Origin of the sequence: Flammeovirga sp. MY04, from assembly GCF_001682195.2 — a bacterium.
Taxonomy (GTDB): domain Bacteria; phylum Bacteroidota; class Bacteroidia; order Cytophagales; family Flammeovirgaceae; genus Flammeovirga; species Flammeovirga yaeyamensis.
Genome location: NZ_CP003561.2, coordinates 511,169 through 531,444, shown reverse-complemented (window position 1 = coordinate 531,444; position 20,276 = coordinate 511,169). Strand labels below are relative to the sequence as shown.

The 20,276-nt window shown below is 35.3% G+C and carries 13 protein-coding genes; all 13 read right to left on the bottom strand.

Features of this window, described 5'->3' with window-relative positions; genetic code table 11:
• Positions 1-124: 124 nt before the first annotated feature.
• Entirely contained in the window at positions 125-595 is a 471-nt protein-coding gene (locus MY04_RS22065) for a hypothetical protein (protein WP_066214437.1), read from the bottom strand.
• Between the two features lie 65 nt (positions 596-660).
• On the bottom strand, positions 661-2,148 hold the full coding sequence (locus MY04_RS22060; RefSeq protein WP_066214435.1) for an alpha/beta fold hydrolase: 1,488 nt from the start codon (positions 2,146-2,148) through the stop codon (positions 661-663).
• A 49-nt stretch (positions 2,149-2,197) separates the two neighbouring features.
• Positions 2,198-2,968: a hypothetical protein gene (locus tag MY04_RS22055; protein WP_066214433.1), complete on the bottom strand. Its 771-nt coding sequence runs from the start codon at positions 2,966-2,968 to the stop codon at positions 2,198-2,200.
• Positions 2,969-2,992: 24 nt separating this feature from the next.
• Complete coding sequence (locus tag MY04_RS22050; RefSeq protein WP_066214431.1) at positions 2,993-3,709, bottom strand: hypothetical protein; 717 nt, start codon at positions 3,707-3,709, stop codon at positions 2,993-2,995.
• 221 nt (positions 3,710-3,930) lie between these two features.
• Complete coding sequence (locus MY04_RS22045) at positions 3,931-4,194, bottom strand: hypothetical protein (RefSeq protein ID WP_158297846.1); 264 nt, start codon at positions 4,192-4,194, stop codon at positions 3,931-3,933.
• An 82-nt stretch (positions 4,195-4,276) separates the two neighbouring features.
• Positions 4,277-5,482: an alpha/beta hydrolase family protein gene (locus MY04_RS22040; RefSeq protein ID WP_066214427.1), complete on the bottom strand. Its 1,206-nt coding sequence runs from the start codon at positions 5,480-5,482 to the stop codon at positions 4,277-4,279.
• Positions 5,483-5,852: 370 nt separating this feature from the next.
• Positions 5,853-7,295, bottom strand: a complete 1,443-nt coding sequence (locus MY04_RS22035; protein WP_066214425.1) for an alpha-L-fucosidase — start codon at positions 7,293-7,295, stop codon at positions 5,853-5,855.
• 308 nt (positions 7,296-7,603) lie between these two features.
• The gene (locus MY04_RS22030) at positions 7,604-11,617 is read right to left on the bottom strand and encodes a T9SS type A sorting domain-containing protein (RefSeq protein WP_066214423.1); all 4,014 of its coding nucleotides are present in this window, start codon (positions 11,615-11,617) and stop codon (positions 7,604-7,606) included.
• Between the two features lie 15 nt (positions 11,618-11,632).
• On the bottom strand, positions 11,633-12,961 hold the full coding sequence (locus MY04_RS22025; RefSeq protein WP_066214420.1) for a hypothetical protein: 1,329 nt from the start codon (positions 12,959-12,961) through the stop codon (positions 11,633-11,635).
• 142 nt (positions 12,962-13,103) lie between these two features.
• Complete coding sequence (locus MY04_RS22020; protein ID WP_158297845.1) at positions 13,104-14,732, bottom strand: Ig-like domain-containing protein; 1,629 nt, start codon at positions 14,730-14,732, stop codon at positions 13,104-13,106.
• Between the two features lie 13 nt (positions 14,733-14,745).
• Positions 14,746-16,398: a RagB/SusD family nutrient uptake outer membrane protein gene (locus MY04_RS22015; RefSeq protein WP_066214416.1), complete on the bottom strand. Its 1,653-nt coding sequence runs from the start codon at positions 16,396-16,398 to the stop codon at positions 14,746-14,748.
• 3 nt (positions 16,399-16,401) lie between these two features.
• Positions 16,402-19,575 carry a SusC/RagA family TonB-linked outer membrane protein gene (locus MY04_RS22010; RefSeq protein ID WP_066214412.1) on the bottom strand — a complete coding sequence of 1,058 codons (3,174 nt, stop codon included), beginning with the start codon at positions 19,573-19,575 and terminating at the stop codon, positions 16,402-16,404.
• Positions 19,576-19,886: 311 nt separating this feature from the next.
• Complete coding sequence (locus MY04_RS22005) at positions 19,887-20,141, bottom strand: hypothetical protein (protein WP_066214410.1); 255 nt, start codon at positions 20,139-20,141, stop codon at positions 19,887-19,889.
• Positions 20,142-20,276: the final 135 nt, after the last annotated feature.

Genomic DNA, 20,276 nt, shown 5'->3' with positions numbered 1-20,276 from the left:
TATGAGTAGACAGTAACTTATAAATTATTATTGGTTAGAAGTATTCATTATAAACAGAAAGTCATGCATTCGACGGAAAGCAAACTAATATAAAATTATGATAAATATATAATATTGGCCCCTTTTAATCTTTTATCAACACTTTTGAAATATTACTTCGATCATATGAATGTTGAAAAATAGTAACCGTATCAATTACTGATTCATTAACGTAGTAACTTAAAACACTAGTCACATATATTTTATCCGTGTTTAAGCTATCTATTTGTGTATTTTGAAGTCGAGTTGATGTTTGATTATTATCATCGATCCGAATTAAATATTGCTCATCAAACCAATTATTCAATCCATTATCTTTTCTATGTTCATAGAATTTCATTTTATGAGCATTTACTTTGATTTCTAATGTATCAATTGATCTTCCTCCAAAAGATTCTTTACCAAAGTCTACATGACAATATTTACCAATGAATGAATTATCCAACTGATCCGGTTCAACGTATTTAATATTTGAACCGTCTTGGGCAAACAAATAAGTTGTGGAAGAGAATAATAGTATGGTTAAGATGTATTTGTTTTTAGTTGATAAGAACATTATTTGTAATCTCTTAATTAGTTTTTTATCGAAGTTTATTGACTAATTTATAACTTATTTATTGCTCATTCAACAGTTTTAAATTCTGGACTTTTTATTTCCTCTAAACATGCTGAATTTGGTTTCCTTGTTGGATTATTGAAGAAGTCATTTGCCGTTTGCATGGCACACGGATTCCCCCAATTCGTAGTAGGACCATGTTTCCAGCCTTTAAAAATCAGATGATAGGAATTTGTAAGATGATTACTCATTGATGTTGCCCATTTAACAGGTGTCTCTTCATCATATTCCCCACTTATTAAAAGTACTGGGATATCACTATTTACCGCTTTATTTTCAATGTCTGATACTTTTTTCACCCCCCAAATTTCACAAATTCCATCATCGAAAACTGAAGGTGACAATCCTTTCACTTCGGGATATTTATTTGTTTCATTGGTAATCTTTTCCTGGGAATTGAATGGATATTCCTCTGCACACCAAACCGATAAACGCATTCCTATTCCAATACCATTTCCGGGTTCATTAAATAAAGATTGTAATTGCTTCTTGACTGAAGTCAGATCGTTGTTCAATATCTTGTTTATTTCAAGAGGGATATTGGGTACACTGCCTGTAGATGCTGAGGTGAATACATTTATCAGGTCTTTTCCTTTAAGGTAAAAGGTTTCAGGTTCTCCATTATTTGGATTTTCTACAATGACTTCAAGTGGATATTTTGTTTTCTCTTCTAAATATTTGAGGAAGCGACTTTTAATATTCGGAAAAGCATCATTACAATCAGGGTCTTTTTCACAATCGGAAAGTAATTTATCTAAGGCCTCTAAAAGGTTAGCCACACTTTCTTCATCATAATTTACCTCTAATGGAAGTGGTGAGTCCATCACTACACTTCTAATTTTATCGGGATAATCACGAATTAAAACTTGTGCAATTTTAGTACTGTAAGACATTGTAAGTAAATTATACTCATCAATTCCCAATACATTCATTAAGTCGTTGATATCCGCAGCAATTTGATTTGTCGTATAATTATTTAAGTCAACCTCATTTTCTCGCAATCTCTCACTGCAAAATGTAGCCGCTTTTTGGAAAAGACTATCTGCGTCACTCGAATCAAAATCTAGGAGATTAGATTCATAAACCGCCTTTGCCCATTCGGGACAATCTAAACTTGGCTTTGCATATTGAGTACCTCTTTGCTCGAATAAAATAAAATCTCTATCGTCGAGATACTTGTAGTATTTCATATACTTTGATGCACGCATGGAAGTATACCCTGGGCCACCTACGGTATATAAAATTGGGTCGAGATTTGGATTTTTACTTCGACTTTTGAAAATGTATATGGGTAATTTTATCTTCTTTCCTTCAGGTTTATCTCTGTTCTCAAGCACTTCCAAATATCCAAAAGTATACTCTTGTCCTTTCGGAATCTCATGAGTTGTCTCTTTAGATTCAGTAAACGTTGGCGTGAAATGTATTTTGTTTTGATTCTTACAACTTACAGATAACAGTATAACGAAACCGATGATAATAAATATTCTTGTCATGTTCTTGGATGTTTAATTGCCTAATTTACCTGTTTGTTGTGCATTCAGTTTACTTAGCTTTATTCACTAGTAAAAATTCACCTTTAATTAATTTATCATCAAACTGAATTTCGATGATCCATTCATTTCCTTTCTTTTCCCCTTTTAGATATCCCTTTACTATATATTTCCGGCCACAATTACCAAAACAGATCCTTTTATAATAAAGTTTGGCCTTTTTTAATTCCTCATCTCGATATTTAAAGTTTTTAGAATCCTTTGGAATTTGAAAGTACACTCCCTCCATACATTCATCATCAGATCTATTTGGATTTTCTTCTTTTGTAAAAGTATATTTAAAGGCGGTTTTTTTCTTAGATTCAACGATGTCCACATCAAAATACCAACTTTGTTCACCTTTGATTTTTAGTTTAGATTTCTCAAAATATTCATATGTTGATTTAGCAGGATTTATCATGTATTTCGCACTTTGCTTTGTGATGACCACCCTATTATTACCAGAAAAGAATAATGAATCATTTTTACCCCATGTAAATTGTATTTCAAATTTTTGAGGAAAGTCTGAACATATTTCTGTATTCAAAATATCTTCGATTGCTTTTTCGAACAGATTTGCTTTTTCAAAACTTTGAGTGGAATCAATCTCTATCTTATTATTATTGATTTTAAAATAGAAATGAGCAGAAACTTCCATCCTCTTTGCTTGTAAAGAGAACTTCATTGTTTCGCTATATTCCTCTATTCTTTCTTGAAAGCAATTAGCTAAAGTGGTGGATGAAAAAAAGGTGGTAATCAATAATAGGATAAAAAGCTTTTTCATATTCTTATCTTGGTTAGATCATTTTTACATTTTGTACTCCAAACCCAAAACTTCATTCGTTTCTAACTTAGGGTCCATCACAACACTAAATTCATTTGACTTTCCATCTCTAACAATCACTCCAGAAATCATTAAGTATTTCTTAAATTTTCTATTGAATTTCACTTTACGATATCCAAATATTCGAAATCCTTCCTCAGTTATTTTTCCGAATGTAGTTTCTCCTGTTTCAATTTGATGTATCAGTTCAGCTTTATCATATTGAATTGCAGAACTATCATTAAGCAATGAAGATAATTTATTGAAATTCTTATCCTTTATATAGTCCACCACTAAATCTACAGTCTTTGATTTATTGTCCACTACCGCCAGCTCTTCTGGCTTAAATGTATACTCTTTTGTGATTCCATTTTCAAAAACTATTGCTGTCCGAATCTCTGTGTATTTAGCTTTTTCTTCTTCCGTCAAATTTCTATAAAGTCGGTACGCCATATTGGATGAAGCAAATTTCGAATCCTTTTTAAATTGTTCAACTCCCTCGCTTTCCTTAAGTTTTACTTCAAAATAGGTAATTGAAGCTTCACCATTAGCTACACTTTTACCAATTGTAGATTCACAATAACCTCCATAAAAATTCACAATATCGTCAACCCCTTTTCTTTCTGTTTCTGATAAAATGATAGATTTGACGGAGCAACTAAAAAGTAATGATAAGAATAAAAAGAAGATTGTTTTTTTCATAGTTTGTTTAAATAAAAGTCTCTGCTGGAAAGATAAGCATTTTCTATTTTGGATTAACACTCACAACATTGGTATCTATGCTAATATTTTATTTTCGAATACGATAGTTTAGCTAGTTTTCTTTAATGTATTTTCTCTTTTCTTTACTATCATTTGAAATTAAAATCATTTCATATTTATTCCTTTTAACAAGAGTATACTCCTCATATACCTTAAAAACTCTACCTATTTTTATTTTTAGGATCGTTCTCTAAATAATTTATAGTGTATTTTCTATCCATTTTAGTCAAAGGCATATGGCTTTTACCTCCTTCCATTTCCATCAATACACTATTTATAATGGTATGATTTAAAGCAAGTTCTAAGTCCTGTTTTTTTTCTAGCAACTCTTCTTGAGTAAATCCAGAATACATTTTTTGGGATGATTTGCATGAATTTAGCAACGATATAACAAAGATGATAAATATATAGGAGTAGTTTTTCATGGTTTAGATTAAAAAGGTAAAGGACGTTGCACTGCAACGTCCGTACAAGTAAGAATGAAAATTGTTTTCTCTGGATGATCTACTATTTCATCGTTTGTTTATCTGATGCACTAAACAATACTTCTGTTGTTAGCGACATCCCTTTTACATCTCTAATAATTAGATAAGCTGCTGTAGCTTCCTCTGGAATAGGGGCATTCATTTTTGTGCCTTTTACATTACCAGGTGTTGAGTGCCATCTTCTCTTTTGCCATTTGCCTTTATCAAAGGTGTAATAGGCCGTTACTTTTCTAGGGCTTACTCCTTTTACAACGGCTGAAAAATCCATTTTTGAGCGATCCCAAGTAGTTTTCTGAATATCCATTAATGGTAAATTATGGATGATGGCATTGGCGAATCTATACGATTCTTCTACATCCCAAGCGGGTGGGTGACCGTGACCTAAACCATCTTCCACATATAAATATGTTTTTGATTTTGGTGCTTTAGCTGATGACATCATAGCGGGAATTGGGAAATGTGCATCGTTCGATCCATTGATAAATAAGATAGGCATTGTGGCCTTTGGTAAATAAGCTTCGGCTTCAAAGTTGGTTAACAAGCTATCTCTGTACGCTTGGTTCCCATTTTTGAAATGTTGCCCCATTAATCCATCTGTACCATTTAAGAACCCACAACCATAAATAGGAATAGCGAATTTAAAGCGGTCGTCTATACCAGCGATTGAACTTGTCAGCATCCCACCCCAACTTACGCCTGTAATACCAATGTTATTGGTGTCTACTTCAGGTAAACCTCTTAAGAAAGAGTGGGCTAGGATAACTTGTGCGACGGCTTGATAATACCACTGGTCTTGTAACGCTTCGTTGTTATCATGAAAAACACCATGTCGGGATGGTCCTGAACCTTCGAAATTCTTTCTGTCTTGGTGATTTTTAGAAGGTAAATGTCCTTCTAAATCCATTGAAATGGCAACATATCCTCTCTTATTCCAAATCTTTACCCAATCTTCAAAGGCTGTTCCTCCACCTCCGTGTACTAACACAATTGCGGGGTAGCCATTTTCTGGTTTTTTAGTCGTTGGAATATTATAGTAGGCATACACTTTGGTTGGCTTGCCTTTGTAATCGATGCTTTCGTAGAAGATACTTTTTACTCCTTTCTTATTGACTATATCCGTTTCTTCGTACTTAGGAGTTTTGTATAGTTCCTCTAAATCCCAAATGGATTCTTTTTGTGCTAAGGCGAAGATGGGGAGGAAGAGGAATAGGAGGAATATTTTTTTCATTTTGATTTGTTTTTTGTGGTTCGTGGAGTGAGAAGATACTCAGTTCATAAGGTGTAAGCCCTTGAAGCAGAATATCAACATACACTATCCGGAGGGGTTACACCCCTCCTTGGCGAAGACTAGTTGACTTAGAGATCAACTAAGGAACTACTTCTCAATTCTAATCTTGCTATATCGAGAGACTAGCGGTGTACTCACTTCTACAACGATGGGTGTAACCCATCGCAGAGGAGTATGTGTATAAGTGCTATAATCCGGAGGGGTTGCACCCCTCCTTGGCGAAGACTAGTTGACTTAGAGATCGACTAAGGAACTAATCTTTCGACTTCTCTAGATATATCGTGAGACCAGTGTTCTACTCAATAACACCCTATTTCACTTTAGAAGTAGTACCTCTATCAGTTAAAGTCACTTCTAGGGCAAAACCTATCTGCTGGGTCTTGTTCTTTGGAAGGGTCACTTTTAAGCCTTCAGATGTATGTTCCCACTTCAGTTTTTTCTCATAACCTAACAATTTTACTTCTTTGATCTCTTCGTCGGCGAAGCTTTTGATTAAAGCTGTTTTGTCTCTTTCTAGCGCTATTGCATAGACTTTGTTTCCTTTTGTTGTGAACCAAAAATCTGATGTCGTAAAATTAGAGGTAAATCCATGAGCGGCTCTATGGCCTGTACCTAACATCTTCTGGGCATCCTCTCCTTCTCTACTCACTTTCCACATTTTTGTACCGTAGATGGCTTTACCATTTACACTCATCCACTTACCAATTTCTTTTAAGTTGTCTACACTTTCTTGTGGTATAGTTCCGTCTCCTTTTGGACCGATGTTTAGCATATAATTTCCACCTCTACTGGCAATGGCTGTAATCCAATAAATCAACTCATAAGGCGATTTAAAATCTTTATCGTATTCTTTGTATCCCCAAGAGTTATTGAATGTACCTACTGTTTCCCAATGCTTTCCGCCCATGTCTTCTGGGTTTGGAATTTTATTATCGCCAGGAATATTAAAGTCGCCTAAATCGTGACCTACTCTATCGGTAACAATAACGTTAGGGTTCAATTGATACACCATTTGATAAAACTTAAAGCTTTGTTCTTTGGATAAGAAGTGCGCGAAGTCGTACCACATGAACTTCATGTTCGGGAACATTTCCAATAATTCTCTTACTTGAGGATAAGCTTTATTGACTAAATATTGATCGAAGGTATTCTCACTTGGATCCCATAAATTGGCTCCCATTGGTCTTCGTTTTTTGCCTTTGAAATCGGCTGGTTCTGGCCAAACCTCATCTGTTGCATCACAGAAGAATTTGATGTTGCAATCATGTGCATCATTCCAATCGATATTGTGAGAATAGTACACCCCAAAATCAATTCCTTGACGCTCACAAGCATCATACAATTCTTTCACTAAGTTTCTTTTACTTGGCGTAGATCCCATATCAAAATCACTTACTTTGGAATCCCAAAGTGCAAAACCGTCGTGGTGTTTTGAAGTAATGACTATGTATTTCATTCCAGCTTCTTTCACTAAAGAAACATATTCGTCTGCATTAAAATTAACCGGATCAAACTGTCCCATTAGTTGTCTATATTCTGCTCTAGGAATTCTTGCTCTTGCTTGTATCCAACAGGCATCGTTAGGTTCTGGACTCTCAATATCGTCCATTCTTTCTCCTTTATACATGCCACCTAAAACTGAATGAATACCCCAATGGATAAACAAGCCAAACTTGTCCTCATTAAAATGAGTGATCGCATCTCCCTTTGAAGCATGCATTTGTTCCCAAGTTTGTGCTTGGGCATTCATCATAAATAAAGAACAAAATATAAGTAGTATAATTTTCTTAATACATTTCATCATCACAAAAAATTGTTGTTCAAATCGTCTAATTTATAGTGGCAATATCTTGATAATAGCATTGAAAGTTTGGTCGGAAACTTTCAAAAATTGGTTGTTTGCTTTAAAAATGGGGATTGTTGAATGAATCGCTTCACTCAGGACAAACAAAATATAATTATATAGTTGCTTTGAAAATGGAGAAATCCGTATCAAAAACTAAGGTGATAAGCCTAGTTTTCGATACGGAATTTAATTTTTAAAGCTTAAGGAAAAATAATTTACAAGATCACTTTTTGAACATATACCTGACCGTCAATTTCTAATTGAACAATATAGATACTTGATCTCAAGTTTTTGATTTGAACTTTAGTACCATCAATTTTTTGTTGATGTACTAGCTGTCCATTTGTATTAAAGATTCTTACAGCATTGTTTCTAAATCCATCTTTTGATGATAACGTCAACACTTGGTTAAAACCATATACTTTGATATCCGCAAATAGATCGTTAATAGAAGTAGGCGCTTGCTGCTTAAACAAAACAGTATATTCTTTTACAGTAACTCCATCCTCAGCAGTTACTGTAATCATTGCTTTCTCTCCGAAGGCTGTTGCTTGTAGCACTTCTACTGAAGCTGTTTCGTCTTCTAAAGTATAAGTTACAGTTTGTAATTCAGTCACTGTAACTTCGTAATCTAACACATCAGCATCGAAACCTTCTAAAGCAACATCATCCAATAGAATGGCAGTTAAGTTGGCATTATCAGATAGTACTTCTAAAGTGAAATTGATAGAATAAGTTGATGTAGTTGTTCCATCTTGAGCAGTAATTGTAATTGTTACTTCACCTTCCAAACCTTCAAGAGTAGACACCTCATAAGTAGCGTTCTCATCTGATGTTGTCACCGTGATCACTGGTAAAGTTTCAGTACTTGCAGGTAACATCACCTCGTAATTATCAGTAGCTACTTCGAATTCTTCCATGGCTACACCATCTAATAAAATTGCAGTGATAGAAGCGTCTGTTGAAGGAGCACCCCAATTGTAATTTACTGTATACGTTAACATTGTTACACCATCTTGCGCAGTAACAACAATACTTGCTGAACCAGGCATAGCAGTGGCTTGGTTTGTTTCTACATTCGCTACATCTACAAAAGAAGTTTCTCCTGATAACTCTGGGATAGTAGTTGTTCCGTACGGATATTCTACATTGTATTCGAATACATCTGCAGAGAAATTATCAAGTGGCTGACCGTCTACGCTTAAACTAGCTAAAGTTGCATCTGTTGAAGGTGCTCCTAATACGAATTTGACAGTATAAGTATTTACCGATCCATCTTGAGCAGTCACTTCAATAGTTGCATCACCCGGCATCATTGGTGCTTGTGTGATATCTATAGATGCAAACTCATCTGTAGTAGAAGATGTCACCGTAGGAATAGCTGTCGTTCCGTATGGGTAAGTTACTTCATACATCATAGTATTTTGATCGAACTCTGCAATCGCCACATCATTTACTCTTATGTATTCTACCGTATTGATATCTGAAGCTGTTGTCCATTCGAAATGTAAAGTATATACTTTTTCATCTCCATTCTGAGCAGTTACTGTAATAACCGTTTCACCTGGAATTTCCATTGGTGCATCTATTGAATAAGTAGCTGTTTCATCGGCCACCATAGCATCAACCTCAGGAACTGATGTTTCTCCACGTAAATACGTAAATGTATACTCTGTTTGAGCAGGATCGAAGTTACTTATTGCAAAACCGTTTACCGAAATCTCTTTTAAGTCTGCGTTCATAGATGGAGCAGATTCGTTGTAAGTGATAGTGTATACCTCTGTGGTGTTACCATCTTTTGAAGTCACAGTCACCACTGTATTTTCACTAAGTGAATTTGCTTGAGCAATATCAACTACTGCTTCTTTATTATTAGCAACAGCTGAAATTTGAGGTACTTCAGCACCATAAGTCACATCGATTGTAAAGTTTTTCGTTCCTTCAGATAATCCGTCCAAATACATATCATCTGACATTAATGAATACAATGAAGCATCTCCATCCGATTGTACATGCGGTCCAAAGAAGTTGGTGGCATAATAAATTGTGCTCTCGATAGTTGCGTCTGAACCACCATCTCCGATATCTTCACCAAAAGTCAACTCAAAAGTATCGTATACAGATTCTTTTACTAATGTTCCGTCGGTGTTATTGGTTACGAAATCTGTAAAATCAAATGTGTATTTTACCCATCCGTCTTGTTTCACTACATCTAATCTTTCTACGATGTTACCCGCTCTACCAGGAGTGAATATTCTGAATTGCAATACATTTTGTCTGATCATTTCAGCCTGACCTTCTTGATACACATAGATAGAGAATTTCAGGTTTCTGTCTCCATAAATCGTTGCACCATCCAATAGGTTCATGTATTGAATCGCTCTATGTCCTTTTTTACGATCAATCTTAGAAACTTTTGCATTAGCCACCTCAGCGGTTGGGAATGGATTATCTACTACTTCAACCACTTGGTTTACAGGGTTTACGTTGAACAATGGATTTGTTGTAGACCCATCGTAGAAATAGAAAATACCATTCTCCATTTCTTTTTCAACAACTACTTTTTGTTCGTTCAGGTTCTGAGTGAAAGAAGCCAACACAAAACCATTTTCGTCCTGAACTGTACCATTATCCGCATTATAGTTCACGATAATTTCGGCATCCATATCTAACTTTCTTTCCATTTCTAAAACTAACTGTCTTTCAGTATTAGAAACCATAGTCACAGCTACAGGCTGACCATTTTCTGTGACCGTAAAATCTGGAGTAGTTACTGTTGTTAACTCGCCAAAAGATACAATGTCTACTAGAACTTTATTGTTCATTGGGCTTAAGGATGCTGAAGCTACTAACTCATCAGAAATGATTTTTGGTCCACGAACATTGTTGATATACCCCGTCATGCCTGTACCTTTCAGATTGTCATCTGACGGAGCGATATAAAATAACATATCGGTAATGCCGTTTAAATCGTCCATTGTATACTCAGAAAGATCAAAAGTATAGGTTGCCCATTTACCATAACAAGTAACGCTTTTGTGATTTGGTAAATTTAAGTCAGGTAAACGATTTCCTTCCGCATCATATTTTCTAAAACCAATATTTACATATTTGTTTAAATCTAATTTATTGATGTCCTCTAAATAAACATCAAATGAGAATGTTTTTGAAGAAGTAAAATCAAATTCGTGATTTTTTGATAACGCCCAAACAATGTTTACCCATTGAGATTCACCTCTTACAAACTTACCTGCAACTTCAGACGGATTTGCTGGATCTTGGGCATTTTCCTCTAAAGTAAATAAATAAGGATTCCCTAAATTCAATAGTGAAGGCTGTCCAAACTTATATAGTAAATTTGTGGTTTCATCAACTTTTGAATGGTTCATCACTTCTTTTCCTGCAAAAGGAGACAATACAACTCCATCTACATCTGAGATTGTTCCACTCACAAAACTGTAAGTCAATTTTTCTTTGATCTGCACCGCTTCGCTCAATAATAATTCAATTGAAGAACCTTGAATTGATGTTTGGCGAACAGCTAACTCCGTACCTGCCTCATTGAATACTTTAAAGGTTGGATTAAAGAATTGTGCAAAGTCAGTATGGTTTAAGAAATTGATTTTTACACGGCGACCATCTTCTGAAACTTGAGCCGCTGTATTTATCATTTCTTGTTTTACAAAAGGACCTGAAACTCTGTCGACAAAAAATTTCATCTTGTCAGACTCTCCAATTTCATCTTGGAAAATAAGGAAAACACGCACTTTCGTAAATTCAACATCTTGGTTAATTCCATTAAAGTCGAACGTATATTCTTCCCATTGATCAAAATTGTTGATTGATGAATAGGCAAGCGTTTCATTTCCTCCTTCAGCATCAAATAGTGCAATGGCTAAAGAGGTATTGGTTACTGGACTTTCTGGAGAAAATGTAAACAAATTCAGTTTAATCTCTGTAGAATTTGAGAAGTCAATCGACCCTTTCAAATCAATTTCAAAATAGGCTCTTTGTGCATCCGAACGTATAAACTTGTATACCTCATCACACATTAATCCTTCTGGATCTCCGCTCATTGATGTTGTTAGACGGTCGATTTCTCCTACTTCACCAACGGTTAATTCATTGGATTTTAGATAAGTGAAATTTTCTTGAGCATGTACATTATAGGAAAGAGTAATAGCCAAAAAGACAGCTATAAACCTATACGACAGTAATAATTTTTTCATTTCGATTCTGTTATATTAGTTAATTGTTTTTATAGGACCTTGTAGCTCCTTTAAGTAAAAAGAGAGTTGTTTATTGTACTCCGACATGGGGTCGGGGTTAAAAGAAATACAGATTGAATTGTATATTTTTTGCTCGGGCTGTTCCCCATTGAAATCATAAACAAGTTCTACCCATTTGTCGAACCTGCTTATCACTTCTTGTTTGACCAACTGATTATCTGCCTTTTGATCTTGACGGAAACAAAGGTCTAGTTTTACTTTATCTACACCATCTTTAGGTGAAGGAACATATACTTTAAGTTTAAATTTTTTCTCTTTAGTGATATCAATTGGTTGGGTAAGTTGAAAAAGCACAGCACTGCTTTTTTGTTCTGTACTTTTCACTTGAAGTACTTTACCATTCTGATATTTTGGATCATTCACTGTAAGAAGCTGAGCACGATAACCGCTATAACGACCTTTCAAATATTTATCGCCTAAACCGAAATCAGTGTAAACGTCATAAGTTACTGGTACTACATTTTTGACTTCTTGATATTTGAAGTACTTGAGTGCATGACCTTTTTCATCAAAAATGCCTCCTTTTTCAAAAGACAATTTGATATCATCATTAGGACCTACAGTCGATTTTAGATGAATTTTTACTTGACTTTCATCGGCTTCAACAGAGGCAATCTCCAAAACTTTATATCCATTTTTAATCACCTTAAAAACAGGCTTTTTTAGCTTAGACACAATGTTAGGTGACGTATACTTCTGAAGTAAAATCTGATTCCCTTCCGCATTTGTGGTGATATTCACTTTGATATCATCCGATAATATACCAGGTATTTCCACATTCGTTAAATACATTTCTAAACCATCACCTTCCCCATTCTTACTCCCAGGCTGCATAATTAGTACTACCGACTGATAATCGATACCTTCATCAGGATCTATGGTGAAGGTATATTTCTCCCATTCGTCAAATGATTTTACTGCAAACTTATGTAACACTTGATGTTCCCCCTGATCACCTTTCACTCTTACACCGAACATTAATGTATACTCGTCTAATTTTTTTGATGGCGTCGGGTAATAGGCTTCAAAGCTTACAGTATTCGATTTAGAGAAATCAAATGTTAAGTAAGTATCAAACAATACGCCTCCATAGGCTATTTGATTTCGCTTTAAATGCACCACTTTTTCTTTGCCTTTGAATGATTTTAAGACATCAGAAGAAGCACCCCATGTAGTGGGTTGATCCATTAATCCATCAGTACCAAAAACCTGAATTTGAGCTTGAACCTCAAAACCAAAAATGGATAGTAGAATTAAAATAAAGAGTGTAAGCGTTCTTTTCATTTAGATAAAATTTGATTTTAAAAAAATGATTGATCAATGGTTTTATACCTAAAAAATCTTGTGCGATAAATTTGCAAGAGGTTTTATCAAAGAGTTTGTAAGGACGTTATAGTCTAACGTCCCTACATACCCAATGGAATTTTTAGTCTTGATTTAAACCAGGTCCTTTGAATTCATCGACGTAATACACTTTGCCAATTCCTTCATCTCTTTGATCTCCATATTGGAAGATCAACTCTAATCGTCCGAAGTCTTGAGGGTCAAAAAGAACATCGTCGAAATTGAATGTGTATTGCACCCATTTGTCATAGACTGAATTGTCTACAGGAATCACTTTATCATATCTGATGTTCTCCGCATTGTTTGTGATTCTTAGTGCAATATCATATTTCTCCAATTCGATTTCTGGTGTCTCTAATTTTACCCAAACAGAATATTCTAATTGGTAGTCTTTATGAATATTACCATTTAAGAATAGGATCTGCTTCGATTCGTGTGCTCCATTCTTCACTACTTTCAACATTTCCTTATCGTTACCATTTCGATCTGAAGTAATGGCAATGGATGTAGATGTTCTGAAATTCTGCATTTCTGTGATAATTTCAGGATTGATATTTCCATCTATGATATAATCTAATCTAGTCTTCACTTCAACATCAATATCTGATTCAAAACCTCCATCATTTGATACGAAATGAACATTTGCTACGCCATCGCTTACTGATGTTACATTACCTTCTTGATCAACCGTAAGAATGGATTGATCTGAAGACGTCCAAGCTCCTGTTTTATCAAAAGTATCTTCTGGTCTAAATTCAGGAACTAACTTAACTGTCTGACCAATGAATTGAATTGGTCCATGAGGGTTGGTTAATGTCACTCCTTCTGCCAAAATTGGTTCTTCTACAATTACTTTGATAGGATCGGAGTGCATTTGACCGTTGGATACAAAAACATAAGTCGACCCTAATTTTTTACCCACCAATTGTCCTGTTTCAGGATGTATACCTATAAGTGTCGTGTCTGCTACATGGTAGGTAAAGATGGTATCGTTGGCGTTTTCTGGAAGTACAGAAAAATCAAGATCGAATACTTCTGTAACAGTTTTCTCAAATTGTTCTTCTGTAAAAACAATCTCTTCTACCGCTATGGTTGGCTGAACATCAAATCGTATGGCTGTTGAGATTCTTTCTCTATCCTCAGTTCTTATAGTATGAGCCAAAACATAAGTTAAGCCTGGAACTTTTGGAGTTACTTTACCATCTCGAGTGACAGTGATTTTTTCTGGTTCATCGGCTTCATACCAAATTAATCCCATATCAGAGACATTGTACGGAGTGGTAAAAGCATACACTTGTTTTGTTTGTCCAATAACTCCCTCAACTTCCACTTCTACAGGTTCAATAAAGTCTACAGAAGCTAGTTTATTGCTTACGACTACATAGGAAGTATCTGAAATAGGACTTTTTGCTGATCTAGCGACAAGCATTGCCCAACCATCGTTTTGAGTATGTACAAGACCGGTTGATTCGTCGACTGTAATAGCATCATTTGGAGATTCCACTGTCCAAATCATGTCTGTTGCTTCCTCAAAATCGGGTTTATGATAGGCCATAAATTGTAGCGTATCTTGGGATTTTAAAGATACAGGAACTTCCCAAGGACTTATACTAATCCCGTTTGGTTCTTGTTTTATAGTTTCTTCTTCGGTTTGAGTACATCCAAAGAAAAAGAGCACCAATAGAATATTTACACTGATAATATTTTTCATTTTTTGTCTCATATTAGTAACCGTAATTTTGTTTCCAATTAGGGTGCAAGGTCATTTCTGGTCTTGGAATAGGCCATAAATATTCGTGCTGAGGATAAGGCAAACACACAAAGTTGATGAGAATATTTTCTCTTTCGCCGCTTCCTTTCCACTCTGGATTGTCAGATGAATGATAATATAAATCTCTTCCATCAGCCAATTGCTTTAAGCGATTCGTTCTAATAAGATCGAATTTTCTTTTCCCTTCTCCATTTAGTTCAACTCTTCTTTCTTGCCAAATAGCATCGCGGAAAGAATCTTGATCCAAGTCGCTTGCCACTAAGGCTGTAAGGCCTGCACGAGTTCTTAATCTATTGATCTGAAAAATTGCTTCAGCCGTTGGTCCATTGATTTCGTTAGAAGCTTCTGCATAATTTAAAATAGCATCGGCAATTCTATAAAGCACTATGTTGTTATCACCATCACTATGTTGAAAACCACTTTCTCCTTTATAAATTTTAGGATCCAATAGTTTATGATACAACGGAATGCTGTAAGCAGAATCACCATTAGCTTTCAACGTTTTTATCAACATAGTATGAGTTTTGCGTTGATCACCTTCCTCAAATGCTCTCCATAAATCAGGAGTTGGAATGTATAGACCACGTGCTGCTCCTTCGTATTGTGGAACATTTGTTCCCCAAAAATCAGTTCCACCTAAGAACATTGCATCTGTAACCACTGTTAAACCTTCACCTTGTTGTCCAGTTCCAAAACCTGACATGTTACCGAATTCAACCACTGATTCTTTAGAGAAAGGGTTTCTCCAGGGTAACCAAGCAGCATCACCTTGGTTGGTATCATCTACAGTGTAAAGATCAAATCCGCCTTTATTATTTAAAGCTTTTAATGCCCATTCCTCTGCTAATTTTAAATAGGCATTATCTCCTTTTAATAAATTTCCTTGAGAAGTATATCTCCAACCTGCCATAGTCAAACATACATCAGATAATAAGACCGCCGCAGATGTTTTTGTCATTCTGCCTGCAAAAGAAGAAGGATAAAAATCTGGACAATATTCGTAACCATATTCTAAATCAGGTATAATAAGATCTTCGTAAATTTTTATCGCACTTACTCTTTCTATCTTATCATTCTCTAACTCATTCATTTGGTTAAGAGGTCGATCAACAAAAGGTAAATCGCCCCACATTCTTACCAAATGATAGTAGTATAAAGCACGTTGTACTCTGATTTCACCAATTACTTCTGTCTTTTGTTCAGGGGTAATATCACCTACTTCCATGCGAGAGATAATATCAATTGCTCTGTTACAATCGGCAACTCCTTTCCAAAGCGGGGTCCAAACCGCAGTGTAAGAAAATTGCTCATCAGAAGTTAAGTTGTGTAATACAAACGGTCTAATAACTGGATCATTCGCTCTACCGATCGGACTCATATCATCTGTCCCTGAATCCCATAGTAAAAAGAATCTTCCATAGATAAACCCACCATTCACCCAATTCTCATACGGAGCTAACGCTAAGCTTACAGCCCCTTCGTAGGTATGAGGAAAATCTTGCTCTGTGAGGTACCCTTTTGGGTCTTCTTTTAAAAAGACTGAACAACCCGATAAGCAACTCAATAGAGTGATTAAAGCTATATAAAAATATTTTTGATAATTCATTTCTTAATTAAAAGTAAGGTTCAAACCAATAGTATATGAAGTCGGCAACGGATATACACCATAATCGTGTCCCATCTTTAAAGCATTGTGACCTGTTAATGAAACATCCGGATTGTATCCACTGTAATTAGTCCATGTATACAGATCTGTTACAGCAAATGATACGTTACCGGTAATCGATTTCAAGTTGAAGCGGTACATCAAATCAATTCTTTTTAATCGAATAAATGAGGCATCTTCAATAACTATGTCACTAAAAGGAAGATTGGTTGCACTATTATCCAACAAGGCTACATGCGTATGATTATTCGGATTTTCTGGTGTCCATCTTCTATCGTAGATTTCTTGAGTAACGTTTCCAATTCCGTTCATAAACCCAAGTCGCCACATGGTTAAGTTTGCCATACTTCTCCCGTGTTCACCCATAAAGAAGATGCTAAGAGATAAGTTTTTATATTCAAACCTATTTTCTAGTGACCAAACAAAATCTGGTTGGGCGGTGCCTATGACCATTTTATCGTTGGCATCGATTTTCCCATCTCCATTTTGATCTACATATTTTTGTTGACCTGGATAAAGGGCTTGTCCCACCTCATTTTCTTTCCATGGAGTGTATCCTAATCTTGCATATTGGTATCCAGCATTCTTTAAATCATTTCTGAATTTCACAGCGGCTTCTTCTGTAGATAATCCTCTGAATTCTCTAAAGTCTTCGTATTGATAAATTCTATCTGCTTTGTATCCCCAGAATGTACCTAATTCTCTTCCTGCAATTAGTTGCTGTGTAGCATCACCACCGTTCCAAGGATTCATATACCCCGCATTTAATGTATCAGTTCTCAAAGATGTAATCCAAGTTTTTGCTCTTGTAAATACACCTCTTGTAATCCATGTGAAATCATTTTTTTCAATATTGGTGGTTGTCAATGCTACTTCGAAACCTTTGTTTTGAAGGGAACCAATATTCACCAAACCAGTATTAAAACCTGTGTAAGCAGGAACGTTGGTTTCTAACAAAAGATCATTTGTATTTTTTACATAATAATCTGCTGTCACCTCTATTCTGTTATTAAATGCACTTGCATCAAAACCTAAGTTTAGCTCTTTTGTCAGCTCCCACTTCAGCTGATCATTTCTAAAGAATGCTTCTCTAAATACACTGTATCTACTTTTATCATGACCTAATACAGCATTTTGATTGGAGAAAATAGAAAGTGATCGTCCTACTCTGTTGGCAGGGTTACCATTGGCACCATAACTCAATCTAAACTTTAATAAGTTAAGTTCTTTTACATCTTTAAGGAATTGCTCGTTATTCAATTTCCATGATAAAGCTGCAGCCGGGAAAGTCGCCCATTTGTTTCCTTCAGAGAACTGTGAAGCACCATCATGCCTAACTGATGCAGTTAAGAAATAACGATTATCATAACTCATAATAGATCTAGCAGTTAAACTCAACATTGTTCTTTGTTCATAACCACTTGAGCTTGGTAATTGTAATAATCCGGCGCCCATATTATGCCAAAGCATTTCATCCGATGGAAAGTTCGATGCTTCCATTTGCATCCACTCATTTCCACTAAATCTAGCTGAAGCCATCACCATTGTTCTTGCATCAAATTTTCCCCATTTTTTATAATGGGTCATATCTGTATCTACATTCCAGTTGTTATAGGCTGAAAATCTTCTTCTTGCCCAACCTTTGGTATCATCAACAGTATTTAGAATACTTGATCTATAAAAATTATTTTCTCTTGTACCTGAGTTAAAACCGCCTCTTACTTGATATGTGAAGTTGTTATTGATTTTATATTGCATCGTTAAACTACTTGTCATCATATCATTTGCATTACGCATAATATTTTCTTCAGCCAATTGGGTTGGTGAGTTTCTTAACTCTAAATTATTAGAATTATCTATAATAGAAGTACCGTCCGGGTTCATGGTTGGTTGTGCTCGGATAGCTTGCATTACTACACTACCTTGACCTTTTGCTGCATCAAATCCGGTACCTGTGTTTACTTGTCCAGATGATGATTGTGATACATATACATTCGCCCAAATTCTCACTTTTTTACTTAATTCTGCAGAAAAGTTTGTTCTAAACGACATACGGTCGAAGCCTGAGTTTTGGATGATACCATCAGAAGTGTAGTAGTTAGTAGATGCCATAAAATTAAACTTCTGATTACCGCCAGAAACGGAAGCATTCAGATCGAAGATAGATCCATTTTTATATAAGATTTCTTGCCAATTAGTAGAAGTTAAAGAGTCTGGATTGTAATCTTCTCTTCCTCGACCAATCTCCTTACGCATATCAAGAAAGGTTTTGGAATCTAAAACAGGAATAAATAAATCCCTATTCAAACTTTGTACACCATATTTGGTACTCACTTGTGTTTTTACTTTTCCAAGATCACCTTTCTTTGTTGTAATTAAGATAACACCATTAGAACCCATGGCACCATAGATCGCCGTAGAAGAAGCATCTTTTAATACTTCAATTGATGCAATGTCTGCTGGGTTAATGTCTGCAAGAGCAGATTGTCCAGCTCCTCCTTCCTGTGCAAAACCCATATTGTCGTCTGTCATCATTGGTACACCATCGATTACATACAAAGGTTGGTTGTTACCACCAATTGAGTTAACACCACGAATACTAATCGAAGAAGATGCTCCGGGCTGACCACTGTTGGTCACCACACGCACACCCGCCATACGACCTTGTAATTCGTTTTCGAAAGAGGCATTTACCGATCTTTCGACTTCTTTACCAGATACTCGACCTACAGAACCTGTAAGGTCTTCTTTACGTTGCTCACCAAAACCGATGACAACAATTTCATCCAGTGTTTGGATTTTTTCCTTGAGGTAAATTTTCACCTCTTCTTTCATTCCATCCTTAATCCTCATTTGGTAACTTTCGTAACCAATAAAAGTGATTTTAATAACGTCTCCGGTTTTTACATCTTCTAATGTAAACTTACCGTCGATATCAGAAATCGAACCTCTATTTTCTTCGAGTATTACTACTGATGCACCAGGAACAGTAATCCCTTTTGTATCGTATACTATACCACGAATAGTTCTTTTTTCCTGAGCGATAGTTTCGTTTGAACAGACTATGAATAGAATAAAAAGAAGTAATTTAAAAAGTAGTTTATTCCCTTTCACCATACTTAGTATTAGTTGATAATTGATTTTTGCTTAGTTCAAAATTAGGTAACAATTACACTTAATTACTTGTCTATTTATTTCATTTGTTAGCAAAATTAGTATTTACGTCCATTTAAACACTATTCGTGCTGTTAATAGTCTATTTCTTTCCATTGTTATTAACAAAATAGCAAATTATCGTCGTTTCAAATTCTTTGACTACAAAACAAAAAAACAGCACAAACTAATTTATGCAGTTTTCTATCAAATTCTTTAGTATAACATCCTAAGTGCTTAAAGCTCTTAAGTTATACACTAAAAAAAGTGAATAATTACAACTGAAGCTCATATTTTACTTCCCAATGGATTTGCTTATTTTCATCAGACTGTATTACTAATTTTGATAGATCATGATCTAAATTAACAATCTTCACAACTCCTCTATTAACATTTACTCTTTTTATTTGATATCCATTATTGGCGATGACTATTTCATAGGAATCATGCTGTATTACTTCAGAAATTCCTACCAAACTATTGTTTGATGCCACCCATTGGCACATTTTCAAATCTAACATTCCTTGCATAGTGTGTCTATTGGTTGATATAAATTGAGGGTGGTCTTGTACCTAGTTAAATGATGCCAATCCTCATTCACTTTATAGTCATACACCTGAGGACAATATTTATTAAATCGAAGGCATCTAAAGGTCTTCCCGATT